General features: G+C 60.0%; 20 protein-coding genes, 5 tRNA genes and 1 pseudogene. 8 read left to right on the top strand and 18 right to left on the bottom strand.

Annotated features, from left to right (window positions below; all coding sequences use genetic code 11):
- Nucleotides 1-404: 404 nt before the first annotated feature.
- The 3 genes from ampE to ACHPFG_RS04965 all read right to left on the bottom strand — a co-directional run bounded on the left by ampE (nucleotide 405) and on the right by ACHPFG_RS04965 (nucleotide 4013).
- Nucleotides 405-1241 (bottom strand): regulatory signaling modulator protein AmpE, encoded by an 837-nt coding sequence (ampE, locus tag ACHPFG_RS04975; RefSeq protein ID WP_431701744.1) that lies wholly within the window; start codon nucleotides 1239-1241, stop codon nucleotides 405-407.
- Nucleotides 1238-1801: a 1,6-anhydro-N-acetylmuramyl-L-alanine amidase AmpD gene (gene ampD / locus ACHPFG_RS04970; protein WP_065924088.1), complete on the bottom strand. Its 564-nt coding sequence runs from the start codon at nucleotides 1799-1801 to the stop codon at nucleotides 1238-1240. Before ampD ends, ampE begins: the two co-directional genes overlap by 4 nt.
- A gap of 61 nt (nucleotides 1802-1862) precedes the next feature.
- Nucleotides 1863-4013: a DUF1631 domain-containing protein gene (locus tag ACHPFG_RS04965; RefSeq protein ID WP_431701743.1), complete on the bottom strand. Its 2151-nt coding sequence runs from the start codon at nucleotides 4011-4013 to the stop codon at nucleotides 1863-1865.
- A 245-nt stretch (nucleotides 4014-4258) separates the two neighbouring features.
- Between ACHPFG_RS04965 and nadC the strand changes: the two genes are divergently transcribed.
- Nucleotides 4259-5107: a carboxylating nicotinate-nucleotide diphosphorylase gene (gene nadC, locus ACHPFG_RS04960; RefSeq protein WP_131698480.1), complete on the top strand. Its 849-nt coding sequence runs from the start codon at nucleotides 4259-4261 to the stop codon at nucleotides 5105-5107.
- A 7-nt stretch (nucleotides 5108-5114) separates the two neighbouring features.
- Here nadC and ACHPFG_RS04955 read toward each other — a convergent pair.
- The 5 genes and pseudogenes from ACHPFG_RS04955 to ACHPFG_RS04935 all read right to left on the bottom strand — a co-directional run.
- Nucleotides 5115-5204: pseudogene (locus ACHPFG_RS04955) on the bottom strand (outer membrane lipoprotein carrier protein LolA); the annotation flags it as partial.
- A gap of 21 nt (nucleotides 5205-5225) precedes the next feature.
- The gene (locus tag ACHPFG_RS04950) at nucleotides 5226-5531 is read right to left on the bottom strand and encodes a DUF6388 family protein (RefSeq protein WP_431701742.1); all 306 of its coding nucleotides are present in this window, start codon (nucleotides 5529-5531) and stop codon (nucleotides 5226-5228) included.
- Nucleotides 5532-5709: 178 nt separating this feature from the next.
- Nucleotides 5710-5782 (bottom strand) — tRNA-Thr (locus tag ACHPFG_RS04945).
- A 48-nt stretch (nucleotides 5783-5830) separates the two neighbouring features.
- Nucleotides 5831-7231: an O-antigen ligase family protein gene (locus ACHPFG_RS04940; RefSeq protein WP_431701741.1), complete on the bottom strand. Its 1401-nt coding sequence runs from the start codon at nucleotides 7229-7231 to the stop codon at nucleotides 5831-5833.
- 35 nt (nucleotides 7232-7266) lie between these two features.
- Complete coding sequence (locus ACHPFG_RS04935) at nucleotides 7267-7677, bottom strand: pilin (RefSeq protein WP_131698538.1); 411 nt, start codon at nucleotides 7675-7677, stop codon at nucleotides 7267-7269.
- A gap of 201 nt (nucleotides 7678-7878) precedes the next feature.
- Between ACHPFG_RS04935 and ACHPFG_RS04930 the strand changes: the two genes are divergently transcribed.
- Genes ACHPFG_RS04930 through yacG form a run of 4 tightly spaced genes read left to right on the top strand, consistent with a single transcriptional unit; the run spans nucleotide 7879 to nucleotide 10767 of the window.
- Nucleotides 7879-9087: a type II secretion system F family protein gene (locus ACHPFG_RS04930; protein ID WP_431701740.1), complete on the top strand. Its 1209-nt coding sequence runs from the start codon at nucleotides 7879-7881 to the stop codon at nucleotides 9085-9087.
- Nucleotides 9084-9950, top strand: coding sequence for a prepilin peptidase (locus tag ACHPFG_RS04925; protein ID WP_431701739.1), 867 nt, complete (start codon nucleotides 9084-9086; stop codon nucleotides 9948-9950). Before ACHPFG_RS04930 ends, ACHPFG_RS04925 begins: the two co-directional genes overlap by 4 nt.
- Nucleotides 9947-10570 (top strand): dephospho-CoA kinase, encoded by a 624-nt coding sequence (gene coaE, locus ACHPFG_RS04920; protein ID WP_027604887.1) that lies wholly within the window; start codon nucleotides 9947-9949, stop codon nucleotides 10568-10570. The genes ACHPFG_RS04925 and coaE overlap by 4 nt, the downstream gene beginning before the upstream one ends.
- Nucleotides 10567-10767 carry a DNA gyrase inhibitor YacG gene (gene yacG, locus ACHPFG_RS04915; protein ID WP_003188437.1) on the top strand — a complete coding sequence of 67 codons (201 nt, stop codon included), beginning with the start codon at nucleotides 10567-10569 and terminating at the stop codon, nucleotides 10765-10767. The genes coaE and yacG overlap by 4 nt, the downstream gene beginning before the upstream one ends.
- Here yacG and ACHPFG_RS04910 read toward each other — a convergent pair.
- From ACHPFG_RS04910 to ACHPFG_RS04900, 3 genes are all read right to left on the bottom strand, one after another.
- The gene (locus tag ACHPFG_RS04910) at nucleotides 10764-10979 is read right to left on the bottom strand and encodes a hypothetical protein (protein ID WP_003171680.1); all 216 of its coding nucleotides are present in this window, start codon (nucleotides 10977-10979) and stop codon (nucleotides 10764-10766) included. The two genes, yacG and ACHPFG_RS04910, sit on opposite strands and share 4 nt — an antisense overlap.
- A gap of 75 nt (nucleotides 10980-11054) precedes the next feature.
- On the bottom strand, nucleotides 11055-11744 hold the full coding sequence (locus tag ACHPFG_RS04905) for an energy-coupling factor ABC transporter permease (RefSeq protein ID WP_431701738.1): 690 nt from the start codon (nucleotides 11742-11744) through the stop codon (nucleotides 11055-11057).
- Nucleotides 11741-12208: an FAD/FMN-containing dehydrogenase gene (locus ACHPFG_RS04900; protein WP_431701737.1), complete on the bottom strand. Its 468-nt coding sequence runs from the start codon at nucleotides 12206-12208 to the stop codon at nucleotides 11741-11743. Before ACHPFG_RS04900 ends, ACHPFG_RS04905 begins: the two co-directional genes overlap by 4 nt.
- Nucleotides 12209-12312: 104 nt before the next feature.
- On the opposite strand from ACHPFG_RS04900, the gene ACHPFG_RS04895 reads away from it, so the two are divergent.
- Genes ACHPFG_RS04895 through ACHPFG_RS04885 form a run of 3 tightly spaced genes read left to right on the top strand, consistent with a single transcriptional unit; the run spans nucleotide 12313 to nucleotide 14529 of the window.
- Nucleotides 12313-12942 carry a DUF1780 domain-containing protein gene (locus tag ACHPFG_RS04895; RefSeq protein WP_027604891.1) on the top strand — a complete coding sequence of 210 codons (630 nt, stop codon included), beginning with the start codon at nucleotides 12313-12315 and terminating at the stop codon, nucleotides 12940-12942.
- Nucleotides 12943-12996: 54 nt separating this feature from the next.
- The gene (locus ACHPFG_RS04890; protein ID WP_016976295.1) at nucleotides 12997-13170 is read left to right on the top strand and encodes a DUF3094 family protein; all 174 of its coding nucleotides are present in this window, start codon (nucleotides 12997-12999) and stop codon (nucleotides 13168-13170) included.
- Nucleotides 13171-13230: 60 nt separating this feature from the next.
- Nucleotides 13231-14529, top strand: a complete 1299-nt coding sequence (locus ACHPFG_RS04885) for an NAD(P)/FAD-dependent oxidoreductase (RefSeq protein WP_145335397.1) — start codon at nucleotides 13231-13233, stop codon at nucleotides 14527-14529.
- Nucleotides 14530-14660: 131 nt separating this feature from the next.
- Here ACHPFG_RS04885 and ACHPFG_RS04880 read toward each other — a convergent pair.
- From ACHPFG_RS04880 to rluD, 7 genes are all read right to left on the bottom strand, one after another.
- A tRNA-Pro gene (locus ACHPFG_RS04880) sits at nucleotides 14661-14737 on the bottom strand.
- A gap of 93 nt (nucleotides 14738-14830) precedes the next feature.
- Nucleotides 14831-14906, bottom strand: a tRNA-Lys gene (locus tag ACHPFG_RS04875).
- Between the two features lie 5 nt (nucleotides 14907-14911).
- A tRNA-Pro gene (locus tag ACHPFG_RS04870) sits at nucleotides 14912-14988 on the bottom strand.
- Between the two features lie 9 nt (nucleotides 14989-14997).
- Nucleotides 14998-15073, bottom strand: a tRNA-Asn gene (locus tag ACHPFG_RS04865).
- A gap of 303 nt (nucleotides 15074-15376) precedes the next feature.
- Complete coding sequence (clpB, locus tag ACHPFG_RS04860) at nucleotides 15377-17941, bottom strand: ATP-dependent chaperone ClpB (protein WP_115486600.1); 2565 nt, start codon at nucleotides 17939-17941, stop codon at nucleotides 15377-15379.
- A 146-nt stretch (nucleotides 17942-18087) separates the two neighbouring features.
- Nucleotides 18088-18813 (bottom strand): peptidoglycan editing factor PgeF, encoded by a 726-nt coding sequence (gene pgeF / locus ACHPFG_RS04855; protein ID WP_431701736.1) that lies wholly within the window; start codon nucleotides 18811-18813, stop codon nucleotides 18088-18090.
- A complete protein-coding gene (rluD, locus tag ACHPFG_RS04850) occupies nucleotides 18810-19772 on the bottom strand; it encodes a 23S rRNA pseudouridine(1911/1915/1917) synthase RluD (RefSeq protein WP_090409564.1) in 963 nt (320 codons plus the stop codon). The genes pgeF and rluD overlap by 4 nt, the downstream gene beginning before the upstream one ends.
- Between the last annotated feature and the right edge of the window lie 101 nt (nucleotides 19773-19873).

The following is a 19873-nucleotide window of genomic DNA, read 5'->3' as shown; positions in this document are numbered from 1 at the left end:
TATTCAGGGTTTCCAGGTCACGGCGCAGGACCAGGCTGCTGCCGAGCAAATCCAGGCTTTGCAGCTCGACACGAGTGCCCTGGAATTCGCGCCAGGAATCACGCACCAGGTAATAGTTGGTCGCCAGCATCGGCAGCAGGAACAGCACGCTGATCAGGCTGAACTTCAGGCCGAAGCTAAGACGGTTCATCAGCGCGATGGCGGGATAGAGCAAGCTCTTCACAGGTGACCTCCCCTTTCTTTTATTTTTATTGAGGCGCAGGGCGGCGGCAGAAAGCCACTATTTGGCGCTCTGTCTGTATAGCTCAATTTGAAAGGGAGTTTTGTAACGTAAAGTTAACGAACCAGGATTGCGGGGGGCTGCTGCGCAGCCCGGCGCGGGGCAAGCCCGCTTATCACAGGAATCAGGGCAACACCGTCCAGATGGCGAAGCCGGCATACCACAGCACCGCCGCACGCAGCAGCAGTTCCCACAGGCGATCCAGGCTGTTGATGCCGTCGGCACCCACGGCGGGAGGGGGGATTTCAGCGGCGACCAGACCGACTTTTTCCACCAGTTGCGCCGCGCTGATGTCCCAGCTCAGCAACTCGTGAAGCATGACACGGCTGACCGCGACGAAATTGCCCACCAGCGCAAAACTGGCCGCCAGCAAGCGCACCGGCAACCAGTCAAACGCGTGACGCAGCTGCCCGGCGCGCTCAGCCACCAGAGGGTTGTGGCTATGCTCACTGGCGAGCGCCAGCAGTCGATAGGCCAGCGCCGCGACCGGCCCTAACAGGAAGTACCAGAAAATCACGGCGAAGAAGCTCTGGTAGGCCTGCCACAACAGATAGCCCTGGACGCGCTCCAGCAGTTGCTCGCCGCTGTCGGCGCCCAGCTTCAGGTCGCGCTCGGCCACATGTTCGGCCGCCTGCAGGTCACCACGGCGCCAGGCATCACGAAATGGCCCCAGCCCAGCCAATAGATCGCCACGGCCCAGGCTGTAGATCACCACCAGCAAGTGCACCGGCAGCGCCAACAAACCATAGGCCACCGGTTCCAGCACCAGCAACAACAACGCCAGCAACGCCACCGGCAGCAACACCAGCAGGAGCAGAATCAGCCACGGCTGCTTGCCCGTGCGCGGGCTCGACTCCAACTTGGCCAATTCGCGCAACCAGCCGCCGTCACGCTGCAATCGCTGACGCATGGCCGAGAACTTCTCGATCCACACTGCCAACACCAACACCAGAAAACTCATCGTGCGTGTCCTCCATCCTGCAGGGCGCTGCGAAAGCGCGCCCAATCAAAAGCGGGGCCGGGATCGGTCTTGCGCCCCGGAGCAATATCGCTATGGCCGCAAATACGCTGCGGCGTAATACCTGGGTAGGCTGCCAGCAACTGACGGGTCAGGTCGATCAGCGATACATACTGGGGGTTGGTGAACGGCAAATCATCCGTGCCCTCAAGCTCTATCCCCAAGGAAAAGTCATTGCACGTCTCACGCCCTTCGAAGCACGAGACCCCGGCATGCCAGGCCCGGTCGATACAGGACACAAACTGCGTCACCGTGCCATCGCGCTCAATCAGAAAATGCGCAGACACCCGTAGGTCGGCAATCCCTTCAAAGTAGGGATGTTCCGTGACGTCCAGACGATTCTGGAAAAACTCCTGCACTTTGCCGGTGGCAAACTGCGCGGGTGGCAGGCTGATGTTATGCACCACCAACAGTGAGATTTCGCCTGCCGGGCGCTCGTTGAAGTTGGGTGAAGGGCAATGGCGAATGCCCTGGCACCAGCCGCTGGCGGGGTCCAACTGCATACAGGATCCTTGAACGTGACTAAGTGTGACCAGTATGCCGCGTTCGACCCCGTGGTTGCGATCACTTGCCGCGATTGAGTTGACGCAGCTTGCCCACCACGGCCGCCAGCGCCCGCTCGAACAGCGGCTCATCGTCCAGGTTATGCAGCGCGCCACGTTTGAACGCCATCGCCAGTTGACCCGCGCTCTTCTCCAGGACCTTGAGCCCGGTACGGCCGACGAAAACATAGGTGCTGGCCGGCGCCATGATCGCCGTCAGCTTGCACCGCAGGGTGCCTGCCTGGCCCTGCTGGAACACGACCCAGTCACCGATTCGCAATTGGTGCACCTTGGCCAGGTCCGGATCATCGTCCGGCAGGCCCTCGACTGGATCGAGCGGCAGTGCACTGAACACAAAGGGCTCACGCACTTCGAGCCATCCATCGCCCCCCTCGGGCGGCCGGACATGCAGGGTCTGCAAGCGCACAAAAAAATCACGGGTGCTGAAGGGGTCGAATGCAGCGCTGGTCAAGCCGTCGCGCAGTGCCTTGAGCAACCCCGGCAACTGCTCCAGCAAGTGCACCCCGGCTTCAGTGTCTGCCGGCAGGCTGACACTCCAGATCAGCTCATCCATGGTGCGCAGCCCTGCCTGCCATTGCACCGACTGCTCGCCGTGCTTGAGGCTGGCCAGCAACAGCACCTGGCTCCAGGCCTGTTGCAGGAACTGCACCACTGCCTGCGGCAAAACCTTGCCCAGCATCCGTCGATTCAGTACCTCAGCCACCCGCGCACGCGCCGCTTCAGTGCGCACGCGCGCTTCTTCAGCATTGCGGGTGTGTTGTTCAAGCAATTCGCTACGACGACGCTCATCGGCGGTGAACGCTGTGAATTCAGTCAGCAATTGGGAAAAAATCGCCGGATCTTCAACAAACTCATTGAGTAAACGCTGAACCACCTGCTCTATGCGCAGGTACAGGCTGTCGCGCTGGAAGTCATCGACGGGGCTCCAGCCCATGGCAGTGGTCGCGATTTCATTCAACAGGCGCCGAGCCGGGTGGCCGGGGCGACTGAAAAAGCTCTTGTCCAGCACCGCCACTTTCAGCATGGGGATCTGCAGGCGGCCAATCAAGGCCTTGAAGGCGTCCGGCACCGCGCGGTCATTGAGGATGAATTCGAACAGTAGGGCGATCAGGTTGATCACATCTTCATCCGCATCCTCCACCACCCGCGACTTGCCACTCTTGACGCTGACACGGGTGAGCAACTGCTCGAGCTGGTTGCGCAGGTCGAAATCATCCTCGGCGTCCGGCTCCGGGACGTACTGCTGCAAATGGGATAACAGGCGCAGCAGATCGCGGGTGGCGATGGGCTGGGGTTCGGCACTGGCTTCAAGGGTAGGCGACACGCTACCGCGCACGACGGTCAACAATGCCTGCAAGGCGGTGAAGGCTTGCTGGCCATTTTCGTCGACCGGTTGGTCGGCGCTCGGCAATACCTCCTCGCGATGATGATCGCGGGTGGCACGACCGCCAGGACGACGGGATGGCACGGCCTTGAGTTCCGGCAACACGCCGGTCGCGACCAGCAGTTGATTGGCTTCACCGTACAGTTGGTCAGCATCACTGAGGACGTACTTTTCAAACAGCTTGAGCATGATCAGCTTGACGCGGATCTCCACGCCCAGACTGCGCCCGGCACGCAGGAAAAACTCGCACAGCAGCGCCGGGCCCAGGGGGTTCTCACGGTCGTCCAGGCGATTGCCGAGCAATACACTCAAGCGTGCAGTGAGTTGCGACAGCGCCAGGCCGTCGCGGTGACGCACCCGGCCTAGCATGGCCTCAAGCGCGACGGCTTTTTCCAGGTCGTCCCTGGACGTGCCTGAGGCCGCGTCATAGGACACCACCGGCACCAACTGAAGCTCACCGCGCCCCGCCTGCCCCAGGTTTCCAAAGGCTTCGAACAGCCGCTCCATGAACACGCGCTCGAAATTCTTGCGCTTGAGGCGCAGGTCGCGCATGGCTTCAAAGAAAATATGGTGGTCCACATTGTTGCGGGCCTTGTCGGCCATTTCGAACAAGGTGTCGTCGGCGTTATCGAACAGTTCCTGCAAACCCTGCTGCAACTGCTGCGCCGCCTTGTCGCGAACCTGCAGCAACACCACCGGCAGGCGCGCGAGCGGCGATGGCGTGGCTTGTGCCTTGTTGATCGGCACCACCTTTCCGTCATTGTGCATCCTGGCCTCCTGAAACGGCGGTAAAGCGTTGGGGAAAGATCGTGTACAGGCCCAATAAGCGCTGTGGATAACCGGTTACCACCATTGCGTCAAAGCTATGACGCCAATTGCAAGGCGCAAGATTATCTTGCAAATGAGTGCGGTTGCGCCAGCAAACTCTGACATTGCGTTGTAAATGAGTGGTGAGCCTGGGTTCAAACGCACGCTGCCCCTATAATCGGGACACCTTGTTTGTGGAGCCTGTTATGCCAAACCTCCGTCTTGCCGACCTCACTGCCGAAATCGAAGCCAACGTGCGCCGCGCGCTCCTGGAAGACATCGGCAGCGGCGACATCACCGCACAGTTGATCCCGGCCGAACGGCTGGCCACGGCCACCATCATTACCCGCGACGACGCCGTCATCGCCGGCACAGCGTGGGTGGACGCGGTATTTCGCCAACTGGACCCGCGGGTTGCCGTGCACTGGCAGGTGGCCGACGGCGAGCGCGTCAGCCCCAACCAAGTCCTGTTCCGCCTGGAAGGTCCGGCGCGTTCGCTGCTCAGTGGCGAACGCTCTGCCCTGAACTTCCTGCAATTGCTCTCCGGGGTCGCCACACGTGCCCGGTTCCTGGCGGATTTTGTCGCCAGCACGCAGGTGAAGCTGCTGGACACCCGAAAAACCCTGCCCGGCCTGCGCCTGGCGCAGAAATACGCGGTGACCTGCGGTGGCTGCCACAACCACCGCATCGGTTTGTATGACGCGTTCCTGATCAAGGAAAACCATATCGCGGCCTGTGGCGGGATTGCCCAAGCCATCAGCGCCGCCCACAAGATCGCACCCGGCAAGCCGGTGGAAATCGAAGTGGAGAGCCTGGACGAACTGCGCGAAGCGCTGGCGGCGGGCGCCGACATCATCATGCTCGATGAATTGAGCCTGGAAGATATGCGTGAAGCCGTGCGCCTGAACGGCGGCAAGGCCAAGCTGGAAGCCAGCGGCGGGATCAATGAAACCACCCTGCTGCCTATCGCCGAGACGGGGGTGGACTACATCTCCATTGGTGCGATGACCAAGGATGTGAAAGCAGTGGATTTGTCGATGCGTCTCAGTATTTGAGCACCTTAACGGTAGGAGCGAGCTTGCTCGCGAAAAACCTGAGAACGCCGCAGGGAACCAGGCAGCCCGCGTCATCGTTAGCGATTTTCGCGAGCAAGCTCGCTCCTACAAGCTGCTTTTAAACGACCAAATCATTCATCTCGCAATACTCTTCCCATTCGACACCCAGCACCTCGGCCGCCTCTTTGTGCAAGGCCAGCCGTGCCGCTTCGAATTCTTCCGGTGTCGAGGTGTACTTGAGGGTCAGTTCCCAAGGCTGGAAGCCCTGGCTCTCGGCTTCGTCCTCGAAGGCCCACTGGACCTGGTCGCGCTGATCATCGGCGCTCAGGTCCTTGATCTCTTCTTTGAGCTGCGGCGATTCCTCAAGGTATTTTTCGAGGGCTGCTTGATGCCGAACTTCCTGGGTCATTTCAGTCGTGGTCATGTTGTTCTCTTAGATCGAGGAATGGGGATGCATCTGGGTCATCAAGGTTGCGCAGATACAAAAGAGCGGGCACACGTGCCAACTCGTCTGGCCTTCAGAACCATTCTGGGATCATCTGAAAACATTGCCTTTGAAACACTGCCGTTAAAACACTGCAGCTAAAACAGTAGTGCCTTTTTGCCCGAGACAGGAATCGAACCTGCGACCTTCGCGTTACGAGTGCGCTGCTCTACCAACTGAGCTACACGGGCGGTGGGCTAAAGCTAGCACCGCATCGGGCGTCCGGCAACTTGCGCCCTTCAACGGGCAATGACCCCCTGAGCCCAGAAGCGTGGTTGCAGGTGACGACCTTCGCCGTCCTGGTACTGCTGCTGGGCTTGCTGGAGGTGAGGCACATCGCGCATCGCGATAAACACCAACAGACCAACGGCCAACACACTCAAGGCTTTCCATAGGTTCCGGGCCAACGGCAGCGCAGCGCTTGCTGGCATGTGCGACACATGCAGCGCCATCAGCCAGCCCACCACCAGCGCCAACCAGACCTGGGAGTTGGGCATCACGATCACGCCATCGACCATGGACTGCACCAGCGCCCCCACCAACGCCGCAGACAGGCACAAACGCAGCAGGTCAACACGCTCGGCGGACAGCGCTCGCTCGCGTAGCACAGCCAACGTGGCCCAGCCGCCTCGCCCTGCCAGCACCGCCACGCACAGCGCCGAGGGCACACCCCATTCGCTGGCCCATTGCAGAATCGCCTGATGGGGATGAGCGGCAATCCTGTTGGCGATATCGGCAAAATGCATCGGCCCGAAACCAAGCCACGGCCGCTCGACCAGCATATGCCACGCCTGCCACCAGATCGGGCCACGTCCCGACAGCGAGGTGGTGAGACGATCACTGGCACCACTGGAGGGCTCAGCCCCCAGGTAATCCGCCAGCACCGTGAATATCAGCCAATACAGCAACAGTCCAACCAACACTGCGGCCAACTGCCAGCCCAGCCAGCGACGTCCCCCAGGCCCAAGTACCGCCAACACCACGCCCGCCATGCCCATACCGAGCCAGGTGCCGCGCGTACCGCCGCTGATCGCGATCAGCCACCAGACACACAACAACGCAAACACCGTACCTCGCAAGGCGCGGGAGAGATTGGGGATCAGCAAGGGCAGCGCCAGCAATGGAAGGGTAAATGTCTGAAACTGGCCGTAGAAACGCTTGTTGGAAAAGCCGGACAGCAGCCCGTCAGGGTCCAGCGCGCGCTCGCCACTGGTGAACGCGAGCGTACCGGCATAGAGATACTCGGCCGACTTGATCAGGCACAACACCACCACAATCAGGATCAGCACGCGATCCAAAGACTCGCCGCCGTGACGACGAAGCAGGGAAAAGGCGACGGCAATCGCCGCGCAGCTGATAAACAGCGCCACTTCGGTGAGGGCCCACAGCGGCTGATGGGCAAACGCCGAAGACAGCAGGCCCAGCCCGACAACCAGCGCTACTCCCCAGGCCGTGGGCCTGTCCACCCAAGGTTCAGTCGAGGTAACCGACAACCCATACAGCACCGCGCAAAACCCGATGGCAATTTGCATTCCACGCTGTAGATCATGCCCACCGAACGGTGCGCAAATCCCGACAGTCATCAGGCACGCAGTTGCTATCAGGAAAACTCCGCCTCGCTGCTGTACGGATAACGCCATCGGCCACCTCGACTTCCCTGTGGATGGTTTAGCAGTTATGCCCCGTCGGTGCCGCAGCCCTTGCCGACATATTTCGCTTCAGCGGTAGTCGTGCACTTCCAGCCGGTGGCGCTGCGCACCAGGCTGATGGTCTTGCCCAGCACCGGCGCCGGCGCGTCGAGTATTTCGCAGCTGATGGAGCCCGCGCCCGTGGCCACGTCGCCTGCCACATCGATCTTGCAGTTGGCGGTGGGGCTGGTGCCGCCGATCAAGGCCAAGGTAGGTACGGTGCCCTGGTTGATGGTGTCTTCGTAGCCGGCCTTCAACGCGGCAATTTCAGCCAGGCCGGCAGTGAACTTGGCCTTGGCCTGGTGCGTGGTGTACATGGGCAAGCCGATGGTGGCCAAAATGCCGATGATTGCCACGACGATCAACAACTCGATCAAGGTAAAGCCTTTCTGACGTATCACATTCACTCTCCAGAATAGAACTCATGACAAGGCGCGTCCTGCACCCCGTTTTGCAACGGCGCCAGTGTACTCACCCGCAAGCGGTCAATCGCGTTCAAGACGCACATTCTGACATTTTTATCCTGCGCCATCGGCATGCCCGAATCCGTCACCTGACTAAGCTATAAATCTTCGACAGCCTGTATGCGGAACCGCGACATGAACAATGCTTCGACGATTTACGCCTGGGAAGGCATCAACCGCAAAGGGCGCAGGGTGTCCGGGCAAACCAAGGGGCACAACCCTGCCCTGGTCAAGGCACAACTGCGCCAGCAAGGGATCAGCCCCGGCCGTGTGCGCAAGCAATCTCCGCTGCTGCCAAGCCTCGCACCATCAGTCAAAGCGGCTGACATCACCCTGCTCACTCGCCAACTGGCTACGCTGCTGAAGGCAGGGGTTCCACTTCTGCAAGCCTTCGACATCATCAGCGAAGGCGTCGACAACCGAGCAGTGCGTGAACAGGTGCAAGGACTTAAACAGGCGATCGCGGCCGGCAGCAGCCTGGCTGATGCATTGCGCAAACAACCGCGTTATTTCGATGCGCTGTACTGCAACCTGGTAGCCGCCGGCGAACAGGCCGGGGCGCTTGAGACACTGCTGGAAAGGGTGGCGATCCACCGGGAAAAAAGTGAGCAGCTCAAGGCCAGGATCAAAAAGGCCATGACGTACCCCATTGCAGTCCTGGTGGTTGCCAGCCTGGTCACCGGCATACTGCTGGTCCATGTGGTGCCGCAGTTCCAGAGCCTGTTCGCCGGGGTCGACGGCAAACTGCCGGCATTTACCTTACATGTGATTGCCTTGTCGGCGTTCATGCAGCACGCATGGTGGATGCTGGTGTTGGGCATAGCCGCGGGCGCCATTGGACTTCGCCAGGCCTATCGGACCTCGTCGGGTTTTCGCTACTGGCTGGACGCCGGTTTGTTGAAAGCGCCCCTGGCAGGCAAACTGCTGACAAAATCCGCTGTGGCCCGTTACGCCCGCACGCTCTCCACGACCTTTGCCGCCGGTGTCCCACTGGTACAGGCATTGGATTCAGTCGCCGGCGCCGTGGGAAATGGCCCGTTCAAACAGGCAATCGAACATATGCGTCACGATGTATCCACTGGTATGCAACTGAATCAATCCATGGTCAACAGTGGCCTGTTTCCCGGCATGGCGATCCAGATGACGGCGATCGGTGAAGAGTCGGGCACCCTGGAGTACATGCTGGAAAAGGTCGCCAGCCACTATGAAGCGGAGGTGGACAACCAGGTCGACAACCTCACCAGCCTGATGGAGCCGTCGATCATGGTGGTCCTGGGGGGGATTGTCGGCGCGCTGGTCATCGCCATGTACCTGCCGGTCTTCCAGTTAGGGAGCGCATTTTGAGCGTGCTGCTGAACGAGCACCCATGGGCTTTTGTCGCCATAGCGTTGGTACTGGGGCTCATCGTCGGCAGCTTCCTCAACGTGCTGGTCTGGCGCCTGCCTAAAATGCTCGAACGGGAATGGCGTGCCCAAGCCCATGAGGTGCTCGGTCTACCTGCCGAACCTGACGGGCCGACCTACAACCTGATGCACCCCAACTCATGCTGCCCGCACTGTGATCATCCCATTCGGCCCTGGGAAAATATCCCACTGCTCAGCTACCTGATACTCAGGGGCCGCTGCGCCCATTGCCGGGGGGCCATCAGCCCCCGCTACCCTTTCACCGAACTCGCCTGTGGGTTGATCTCGGCAGGGGTCGCCTGGCATTTCGGCTTTGGCTGGGAAGCCGCAGCGGTGCTGGTGTTGAGTTGGGGATTACTGGCGATGAGCCTGATCGATGCAGACCACCAGTTGCTGCCGGATGTGCTGGTGCTGCCATTGCTGTGGCTGGGGCTGATCGTCAACAGCTTTGGATTACTGACGACATTAGCCGACGCGTTATGGGGTACCGTGATCGGCTACATGAGCCTGTGGAGCGTGTTCTGGCTGTTCAAGCTGGTCACCGGCAAAGACGGCATGGGCCACGGTGATTTCAAGTTGCTGGCCCTGCTCGGCGCCTGGGGTGGCTGGCAGCTATTGCCGATGACACTGTTGATGTCCTCGCTGGTGGGGGTGGTTGTCGGGTTGATCATGATGCGCCTGCACAAGACCCAGGCGTCCACGCCGATGCCATTTGGTCCGTATCTGGCAATTGCCGGCTGGATTGCATTGCTCTGGGGTGGTCAAATAACCGACTTCTATTTGCAGTCCGTCGGTTTCAGATGACCACTCCTGTTGCAACACCCTGGATTCTTGGCCTCACTGGCGGCATCGGCAGCGGTAAAAGTGCGGCAGCCCAGCACTTTATCGACCTGGGCATTGACCTGGTGGACGCCGATCACGCCGCACGTTGGGTGGTCGAACCCGGCCGCCCGGCATTGGCCCGCATCGCCGAGCATTTTGGTGCTGGCGTATTGCAGCCTGACGGCCAGCTGGACCGCGCCGCTCTGCGTAAGCTGATCTTTGAGGTGCCCGAAGAGCGCCGCTGGCTGGAAGCCCTGCTGCACCCGTTGATTGGCGAGGAGATTCGCAGTCACCTGGCTCGCGCCCGCTCGCCTTACGCGATCCTGGTGTCACCGCTGCTGATCGAATCGGGCCAGTACAGCATGACCCAGCGCATCCTGGTGATCGACGTGCCGCAATCGCTGCAGATTCAGCGTACCCTGCAGCGCGACGGCATCAGCGAACAACAGGTTCAGGCAATCCTCAAGGCCCAGTCCAGCCGTGAAGATCGCCTGAACCATGCCGATGACGTGCTGGTCAATGACCAGGACCTCGCCTGGCTGCACAGCGAGGTCGAGCGACTGCACCACTTTTACCTTACTTTGCGTGGAGGCCGATCATGAGCCAACCCTTGACCGTCGACTGCCCAACCTGCGGCGCACCCGTGGAATGGAAAGCGACCAACCTCAACCGGCCGTTCTGCTCGGACCGTTGCAAACTCATCGACCTGGGCGCGTGGGCCGCCGAGGAACACAAGATTCCCGTGGCTCCGGATGCCGAAGACGAGCTGTTTTCCGAAGACTTGCCGCCACGCCACTAAGGCCGCATAAAGGCGTATTCCTGCTGGTCGTCGAGGTTTTCTGCGAGGTATTGCAGCTCGTCGGCCAGGTCTTCGAAACTGCGTACGCCCTTGCTCTGCTGTACCACCGCACTGAGCATCGCGCGCAGGGTCAAGCCTGGGTCGAAACCGATTTCCTGTGCCGCATCCTGGCTTCTGCGCAACTCCTGCCGTGCCCACTCGTACACACTCATGATTCGTGCTCCCGCCTTGCCTAGGAAAATTTCGCAGAGCATGGGCCTGCTCGGCTGCACGGGATTTGATCTGGGTCAACGCTGCGATTCGTCATCCTTCCAGGGTGCCGAGAGGTAGCGTGTGCGGTTGAATGTCTCCAGCCATTCCGGACAAAACACCACCAGGGCGCTGATCACCATGCCGTTGATAAAGGCCTCGGGGAAGATGATCAGCCACAGGTAGCCGACGAAATCCTCCAACCATTCCGGCATGGCAAAACGACCGTCGAACCACAGCAACCCGAGCCCCAGCAGCAGGCAACACAAGGCCGACAACGCGGCAGCAAAAAAACCGGAGCAGAAGATATACACGAAGGGATTGCGCGGCTGCGCTCGCTCGACCACAAGCGCACAGCCTTCGGTGATCAGCACCGGCAGCACGACCAGCAGCAGGCCGTTGACGCCAAGGGCTGCCAGGTCCTGGCGCCCAAGCAGCATTAACCCGAACTGGGCGGCAAAACCACCGACGATGGCCAGGGGCCAATCCAGCAGCAGGGTTACGGCGGTCATACCGATAAAGTGGTAGGACACTCCGGTGTCGAAATCCCGTCGCACCAACCACAACATGAACAGTGCGAACACCGTACCGAACAGCAAATGCTGACGCCGCCGGTCGGCAAACAACTCGACCCAGGGCGCGCGCAGGATCGCCCATAACAGCACCGGCGCATACAACAGCCAGCCGATGCCGAGGGTTGTGGGCGCCAGCACTGCGGCGCTGATCACGGCTTCACCTGCTCCAGGGCCTGGCGCAGTTCAGCAGCGGTGCCGTATTCCTGTTGAGAAACCAACGTACCGTTATCCACCTGCAGCCACAGCACTTTATCCGCCGCCGCGGGATAACGCGGGGCGATACGCGCGTCACGGTCCAGCATGACGCGGTAGTTGTAGGATTGCATGGCCGGTACCGCGAACAATTTGGCGATCAGTCGAGGCATGCGCTGGATGTCAGCGACGAACACTGCATGCCGCGCTTCGAGGTAGCCTTTAGGTTGGCCTTGCAGCGCCGCGTCGACCAGCTTGGCCGCATCCATGCTGCGCGCCACCAACAGAATCTGCGCCTGGTTATCGAGGGTATAGGCTTGGTCGAATTGATCGAGCAAGGTCCAGGGAGCGAGGCGTTCGCCCACTTCAACAGCCTGTGCCCATACCGGTAAAACACTTAGCAATAGCACCACCAGAAACTTCACTGCACGCTCCTCATTCGGGGGAATTACGCTTGAAAGGCCAGTCTACACCCTGGCTTTTGCAGCAGGACTTCCTGCGGTCATCATTTGGACGCTAAGCTGCAAGCATGGATGACTCAGATTATTTGCGCCTGCTCACCGTAGCAGCCGAACAAGCCAATGCGTTCCTGTCCAATGCCCGCAAATGGGAGCGTGAGCGTTGGGTTTGCCAGCGCCTGCTGCAAGGCTTGAATGTGCCCTACCGCGCCGAAGAGTTTCATCCCGCCGGGCAAGAGCCGCCTGACGTGCTGTTTCGCGATGCCAGTTTCGAGGTGTTTTTCGTACTTGATGAAGGCCGGCGCCTGAACGACGAATGGCGCGATGAGTTGCTACGCCGGCGCAGTGCCTTTTCCCTGAGCCAACTGGTGCGCCGCGAAGCCAAGCCTCGGCGCATCCCCGCCCATGAATTCCTGCTGCGCCTGGCACCCACGCTGCGCAAAAAAGCGCACAACTATAAGGAGCGCGGCATGGACCTGGGCGAGTTGGATATCGTCGCCTTCACCAGTCTCAAGCGCGAAGTGCTCGACCTCAACAGCCACTTCCCACCGCCAACGGAATACCTGCGCCAGGGCTGGCGCTCGCTGTCGCTGGTGGGGCCAACGTTTGCACGGGTGCTGTTCGCCCACCCGGACGCGCCGGATTTCTTGCGCAACAACTTGGGGCGCAGCATAGTGTTCGACGTGGGCATCAGCCTCTGATCCCCTCGCTGTAACGTGGCGCCCCTTTGCAACGTCTACCTGACGAGGCCTTATATGACCAGCCGCCTGAACCCCGACGACCAACAGCATGTCGAAGAGTACCTGCAACTCTCCCAGAACCGAGTCGAGCGCAAGCCTTTCCGGCCGTGGCTGCTCCTTGGTGTGGTGCTGGTGGTGGTGATCGGGCTCGGCCTGCTGAGCCGCCTTTTGAGTTACCTGACGCTATGAGCTGCCTGGCGCTCGCGGGGGTAACTGCTCCGATTTCTTTTAGCCTTGCGAGATATCCCCATGACCCATCGTATTATTATCGTCGGCGGCGGCGCCGGCGGCCTGGAGTTGGCTACGCGCCTGGGTAAGACTCTGGGCAAGCGCGGCACCGCCAGCATCACGCTGGTGGACGCCAACCTCACCCACATCTGGAAGCCTTTGCTGCACGAAGTCGCTGCCGGCTCACTGAACTCTTCGGAAGACGAACTCAATTACGTCGCCCAGGCCAAATGGAACCACTTCGAGTTCCAGCTGGGGCGCATGAGCGGGCTCGACCGTGAGCAGAAGAAAATCCAGCTGGCCGCCACCCTCGACGAAGAAGGCCGCGAATTGGTGCCTGCGCGCGTGCTGGGCTATGACAGCCTGGTGATTGCGGTAGGCAGCACCACCAACGATTTCGGCACCGAGGGCGCGGCACAGCACTGCCTGTTCCTCGATACACGCAAGCAGGCCGAGCGCTTCCACCAGCAGTTGCTGAACCACTACCTGCGCGCCCATGCCGGGCAGACCGATGTGGTGGAAAAGATCAGCGTTGCCATCGTCGGCGCGGGTGCGACCGGGGTCGAATTGGCCGCCGAACTGCATAACGCCGCCCATGAGTTGGCGGCGTATGGCCTGGACCGCATCAAGCCGGAAAACATGCACATCACCCTGATCGAAGCAGGCCCGCGTGTACTGCCGGCCCTGCCGGAGCGGATCGGCGGGCCGGTGCATAAAACCCTGGAGAAGCTCGGGGTGACGGTACTGACCAACTCTGCGGTCAGCGAAGTGACCGCAGACGCATTGATCACCAGCAGTGGGCAGGTGATTCCTGCCAGCCTCAAAGTGTGGGCCGCCGGGATTCGTGCACCGGGCTTCCTCAAGGACATCGATGGCCTGGAAACCAACCGCATCAATCAACTGCAAGTGCTGCCCACTCTGCAAACCACACGCGATGAAAATATCTTCGCCTTTGGCGACTGCGCCGCCTGCCCGCAACCGGACACCGATCGTAATGTGCCGCCACGGGCCCAGGCCGCGCACCAACAGGCCTCGTTGCTGGCCAAGTCGTTGAAACTGCGTATCGAAGGCAAGGACCTGCCGTCGTACAAGTACACCGACTATGGGTCGCTGATCTCACTGTCGCGTTTCTCGGCGGTAGGTAACCTGATGGGCAACCTGACCGGCAGCGTGATGCTGGAGGGCTGGCTGGCGCGGATGTTCTATGTGTCGCTGTACCGCATGCACCAGATGGCGCTGTATGGCTTCTTCCGCACGGCGATGCTGATGCTGGGCAGCAAGATTGGCCGCGGGACCGAACCGCGCCTGAAACTTCACTGACGGCAGAGTCCCTGGTGGGACTCGTTCAATGTGGGAGGGGAACTGCCTCTCCCATACTAGTTTTATGTTGGAGTTGAGATAATTTCAGGCAAAAAAAATCCCCGTATCTTTCGATACGAGGATTTTTAATATGGTCGGGGTAAGGGGATTCGAACTCCTGACATCCTGCTCCCAAAGCAGGCGCGCTACCGGACTGCGCTATACCCCGGAAAAAAAAGGCGACCTTTCAGTCGCCTTCTTCGATCAGCGCTTTTGGCCTCTGATCTTAAGATTCGATTCCAGCGTTAACTGGTCTCAAAAATGGTGGGTCGTGTGGGATTCGAACCTACGACCAATTGGTTAAAAGCCAACTGCTCTACCAACTGAGCTAACGACCCAAATATGGTCGGGGTAGGGGGATTCGAACTCCCGACATCCTGCTCCCAAAGCAGGCGCGCTACCGGACTGCGCTATACCCCGGTTTGAAATTGGCTCCGTGACCAGGACTCGAACCTGGGACCCAATGATTAACAGTCATTTGCTCTACCGACTGAGCTATCACGGAACTACATATTTCAAAGTACAACTTTTACTGCTGTGTAACCTTCTCTTCGACCCTGTCCGTATCGCTACGTTAGCGTCTCTGAGGCGCGCTATTCTACAATCTTAAAAACCCCTGTCAACCCTTTAAATTGCTTTTAAGACAATGATTTGCGCTTCTTTCTGATTTCTTCTTGGGGAGAAGAAACCCGTGGGCTGACGTTGCTGCGGGGCGCACTTTACAAGCCTTTGCCTTACAGTTCAACGCCCTATCGAAAAAAAAGGCCCTGGGATGCAGGGCCTTCTCTTATTGCAGTGCAATTCGGGCTCAGTGGAAGACGATTTCGTCGTTCTCCACAGTCGCCTCGACGCTGGTGCCCGGCATAAAGCTGCCCGACAGGATCAACTGCGCCAGCGGGTTCTCGATCCAGCGCTGGATCGCACGTTTCAAAGGTCGTGCGCCATACACCGGGTCGTAACCGACCGCGATCAGCTTGTCCAACGCCTCTCGGCTCAGCTCCAGCGACAATTCGCGCTCCGCCAGGCGACCGCGCAGACGTCCCAACTGGATCTCGGTGATGCCCGCGATCTGATCCCGCGCCAATGGCTCGAAGATCACCACTTCGTCGACCCGGTTGATGAATTCCGGACGGAAGTGCGTAGTCAACGCATCCATTACAGCCGCGCGCTGGGCCTCACGATCACCTACCAGCTCCTGGATCTGCGCCGAGCCCAGATTGGAGGTCATCACGATCACCGTGTTGCGGAAGTCCACCGTACGCCCGTGGCTGTCCGTAAGCCGACCATCTTCCAGCACTTGCAGCAAGATGTTGAATACGTCCGGGTGAGCCTTCTCGACCTCATCCAGCAGGATCACCGAGTAAGGCTTACGTCGAACGGCTTCGGTCAGGTAACCGCCTTCCTCATAGCCTACATAGCCTGGTGGAGCACCGATCAGGCGAGCCACCGAGTGTTTCTCCATGAACTCGGACATATCGATCCGCACCATGGCCTCTTCAGTATCAAAGAGGAACTCGGCCAATGCCTTGCACAGCTCGGTCTTACCCACGCCGGTCGGACCGAGGAACATGAACGAGCCACTCGGACGGTTCGGGTCGGACAAACCGGCCCGAGACCGCCGCACCGCGTTGGACACCGCCACGACCGCCTCTTCCTGGCCGATCACGCGCTGGTGCAACAGGTGCTCCATCTTCAGCAGCTTGTCACGCTCGCCTTCGAGCATTTTCGACACGGGGATACCGGTCCATTTGGAGACGACCTCGGCGATTTCTTCCTCGGTCACCTTGCTGCGCAACAGCTGATTTTCAGCCTTACCGTGCTGGTCGACCATCTGCAGGCTGCGTTCCAGGTCCGGGATCACCCCGTACTGCAACTCGGCCATGCGGTTCAGGTCGCCTTTACGGCGTGCGGCTTCCAGCTCCTGGCGCGACTGCTCGATCTTTTGCTGGATCTGCGCAGAGCCCTGTACTTCGGCTTTTTCCGAGGTCCAGATTTCTTCAAGGTCCGAATACTCGCGTTCCAGGCGGACGATCTCCTCCTGGAGTTTTTCCAGGCGTTTCTTGGCTGCTTCGTCCTCTTCTTTCTTAAGTGCCTGGGATTCGACTTTCAGTTGAATCAGGCGACGATCCAGGCGGTCGAGCACTTCCGGCTTGGAGTCGATCTCCATGCGAATGCGGCTGGCCGCTTCGTCGATCAAGTCGATGGCCTTGTCCGGCAATTGACGGTCGGTGATGTAGCGATGGCTCAATTTGGCCGCCGCAATGATCGCGCCGTCGGTGATCGCCACTTTATGGTGGACCTCGTAACGCTCTTTCAGGCCCCGCAGGATCGCGATGGTGTCCTCTTCGCTCGGCTCTTCCACCAGGACTTTCTGGAAACGACGCTCAAGGGCCGCGTCCTTTTCAATGTACTGGCGATACTCGTTGAGCGTAGTAGCACCGACACAATGCAACTCGCCTCGCGCCAAGGCGGGCTTGAGCATGTTGCCAGCATCCATGGAGCCCTCGCCTTTACCGGCGCCGACCATGGTGTGCAGTTCGTCGATAAACAGAATGATCTGCCCTTCCTGCTTCGACAGTTCATTAAGCAGGGATTTCAGGCGCTCTTCGAACTCACCGCGAAACTTTGCACCGGCGATCAACGACCCCATATCCAAGGACAGCAGGCGCTTGCCTTTAAGACCGTCCGGCACTTCACCATTGATGATGCGCTGGGCCAAGCCTTCGGCAATCGCGGTTTTACCCACGCCAGGTTCACCGATCAGCACGGGGTTGTTCTTGGTGCGACGCTGCAGAACCTGGATGGTGCGACGAATTTCATCGTCACGGCCGATCACTGGGTCAAGCTTGCCCTCTTCGGCACGCTTGGTCAGGTCGACGGTGTACTTGTCCAAGGCCTGGCGCGACTCCTCGTGGTTAGGGTCGTTAACCGCATCACCACCACGCAGGTTGTTGATGGCGTTTTCCAGGGCTTTCTTGCTTACACCCTGGCCGAGTAGCAACTTGCCAAGCTTGCTGTTCTCGTCCATGGCGGCGAGCAGCACCAGTTCGCTCGAGATGAACTGGTCACCCTTCTGCTGGGCCAGGCGATCGGCCTGGTTGAGCAGGCGCGCCAGATCCTGGGACATATTCACGTCCCCGGTCGGATTTTGGATTTTCGGCAGTTGGTCGAGCTCTTTGCTCAATTCCTTGCGCAGGCTGCTGACATCAAAGCCCACCTGCATCAACAAGGGCTTGATAGAACCACCTTGCTGTTCCAGGAGCGCCTGCATCAAGTGCGCAGGCTCGATGGCCGGGTGGTCGAGACCCACCGCCAAGGATTGGGAGTCCGATAAGGCCAACTGCAATTTGCTGGTTAAACGATCAATACGCATTAGTCACCTTCCTTTTGAGCAGGCCGGAGCTATAAAACATCCTGAATGAAGAAACCTGCCAGATACCCTTATAGATGGGGTGGATTCTGGAAGATTCAAGCAAGCGGTGGTTGATATGGATCAGCATTGACCCAGATCAGCAGAGTCTAGCGTTCAAGCCAGATAAGGGAGGCAAAACGTCCCGTGCGGGGGCTGCGCCGGTACGAAAAGAAGCGTGGATCGGTCACGGTGCAGAAGCCACCACCATAAACAGCGGTGACGCCACGCGCAGCAAGGCGCAGGCGGGCCAACTGATAGATATCGGCCATGAATTTGCCGGGATTGCGGCTTGGTACAAAGGCTGCGACCGTTGTCGGCAGTTGCTGAATGAAGGCTTCACGCACTTCGGGGCCGACTTCAAAGGCTTGCGGGCCAATCGCCGGGCCCAGCCAGACCAGTACGTCGGCAGGCTCGGCATCCAGGCGTTCAAAAGCGGCTTCCAACACACCAGCCGCCAGTCCACGCCAGCCGGCATGGGCTGCCGCGACACGGGTGCCGGCACGATTGCAGAACAACGCAGGCAGGCAATCGGCGGTCATCGCAGTGCAGGCGATGCCCGGTGTGCTGGTCCAGCTGCCATCGGCTTCAGCCACGCGGCCAGGGTCGGCCTCGACCACGTCCACGCCATGGACCTGGCGCAGCCAGGCCGGCTGAATACCAAAGGCGTCGGTAAGGCGACGGCGATTCTCAAGGACGGCTTCAAGGCTGTCCTCGACGTGACCGCCCAGGTTAAGGCTGTCGAACGGCGCCAGGCTGACGCCGCCCGTGCGGGTAGTCACACAGGCTTTCACCCCGACAGGCGCGGGCCAGTCAGGAATCAGCCAGTTGTTCACCCGACAAATGCCTCGCGATCCTGCTTGAGCAACGACAGCAACCAGACAAAATCGTCTGGAAGGGGCGATTCCCAGCTCATGCGCTTACCGCTCGTCGGATGATCCAGTTCCAGGAAACGTGCATGCAAGGCCTGGCGCGGGAACGTCTTGAGCGATTCGACCATGGTCTGGCTCGCCGCAGGCGGAATGCGGAAGCGGCCACCGTAGGCAGGATCGCCTACCAACGGGAAGTTGATATGGGCCATATGCACGCGAATCTGGTGGGTTCGACCGGTTTCCAGCTTGACCCGCACATGGGTGTGGGAACGGAAACGCTCCAGCACGCGGTAGTGGCTCACCGCCTGCTTGCCGCCTTCCATCACCGCCATACGCTGACGCTGCTGGCCGTGGCGACCGATCGGGGCATTGATCTTGCCACCCGCCACGACCACGCCGATCACGATGCACTCGTAGATACGGCTGACGCTGCGGCTCTGCAATTGCGTCACCAGTTGCGTTTGCGCCTGAATGGTCTTGGCCACCACCATCAAGCCGGTGGTGTCTTTGTCCAGACGGTGCACGATGCCGCAACGCGGCACGTTGATAATGTCCGGGATGTGGTGCAGCAGGGCATTGAGCAAGGTGCCATCAGCGTGCCCGGCCGCCGGGTGAACCACCAGGCCTGCGGGTTTGTTGATGACCAGGATGTCGTCGTCTTCATAGACGATATCCAGCTCGATGTCCTGGGCGACCCATTCTCCCTGGGCTTCCTGCTCGGCAGTCAGCTCAAGAATCGCACCACCATGGACTGTGTCTCGCGGGCGGATAACCGCTCCATCCACAGTCAGGCGGCCGTCTTTGATCCAGGCGGAAAGGCGCGAGCGCGAGTGCTCAGCGAATAATTGTGCGGCGACTTGATCGAGGCGTTGGCCGCCCAATTCGGACGGCACCTCTGCGCGAAGTTCAATTTTATCGGACATGCTCAGACTAGGCGTGGCACAGCCTTTGGTTTCGGCTGCGCGCTTGTGGTTAAATACGGCGTCTTTTGCCCCGAGGCTTTCAACGGGGCGCTCATCATAAC

It is taken from the genome of Pseudomonas sp. BR20, from assembly GCF_050780135.1.
In the GTDB taxonomy this organism is placed as follows: Bacteria; Pseudomonadota; Gammaproteobacteria; order Pseudomonadales; family Pseudomonadaceae; genus Aquipseudomonas.
The sequence above is the reverse complement of the archived record's forward strand: the minus strand, read 5'-3'. Positions and strand labels throughout refer to the sequence as shown.

What these genes read in the sequence shown, in the direction of transcription:
- ACHPFG_RS04890 (WP_016976295.1), top strand. Translation starts at nt 12,997, where the DNA reads ATGACCAGCCGCCTGAACCCCGACGACCAACAGCATGTCGAAGAGTAC.
- ACHPFG_RS04930 (WP_431701740.1), top strand. Translation starts at nt 7,879, where the DNA reads ATGAACAATGCTTCGACGATTTACGCCTGGGAAGGCATCAACCGCAAA.
- ACHPFG_RS04910 (WP_003171680.1), bottom strand. Translation starts at nt 10,979, where the DNA reads ATGAGTGTGTACGAGTGGGCACGGCAGGAGTTGCGCAGAAGCCAGGAT.
- yacG (WP_003188437.1), top strand. Translation starts at nt 10,567, where the DNA reads ATGAGCCAACCCTTGACCGTCGACTGCCCAACCTGCGGCGCACCCGTG.
- ACHPFG_RS04940 (WP_431701741.1), bottom strand. Translation starts at nt 7,231, where the DNA reads ATGGCGTTATCCGTACAGCAGCGAGGCGGAGTTTTCCTGATAGCAACT.
- nadC (WP_131698480.1), top strand. Translation starts at nt 4,259, where the DNA reads ATGCCAAACCTCCGTCTTGCCGACCTCACTGCCGAAATCGAAGCCAAC.
- ampE (WP_431701744.1), bottom strand. Translation starts at nt 1,241, where the DNA reads ATGAGTTTTCTGGTGTTGGTGTTGGCAGTGTGGATCGAGAAGTTCTCG.
- ACHPFG_RS04885 (WP_145335397.1), top strand. Translation starts at nt 13,231, where the DNA reads ATGACCCATCGTATTATTATCGTCGGCGGCGGCGCCGGCGGCCTGGAG.
- coaE (WP_027604887.1), top strand. Translation starts at nt 9,947, where the DNA reads ATGACCACTCCTGTTGCAACACCCTGGATTCTTGGCCTCACTGGCGGC.
- clpB (WP_115486600.1), bottom strand. Translation starts at nt 17,941, where the DNA reads ATGCGTATTGATCGTTTAACCAGCAAATTGCAGTTGGCCTTATCGGAC.
- ACHPFG_RS04965 (WP_431701743.1), bottom strand. Translation starts at nt 4,013, where the DNA reads ATGCACAATGACGGAAAGGTGGTGCCGATCAACAAGGCACAAGCCACG.
- ACHPFG_RS04950 (WP_431701742.1), bottom strand. Translation starts at nt 5,531, where the DNA reads ATGACCACGACTGAAATGACCCAGGAAGTTCGGCATCAAGCAGCCCTC.
- ACHPFG_RS04895 (WP_027604891.1), top strand. Translation starts at nt 12,313, where the DNA reads ATGGATGACTCAGATTATTTGCGCCTGCTCACCGTAGCAGCCGAACAA.
- rluD (WP_090409564.1), bottom strand. Translation starts at nt 19,772, where the DNA reads ATGTCCGATAAAATTGAACTTCGCGCAGAGGTGCCGTCCGAATTGGGC.
- ampD (WP_065924088.1), bottom strand. Translation starts at nt 1,801, where the DNA reads ATGCAGTTGGACCCCGCCAGCGGCTGGTGCCAGGGCATTCGCCATTGC.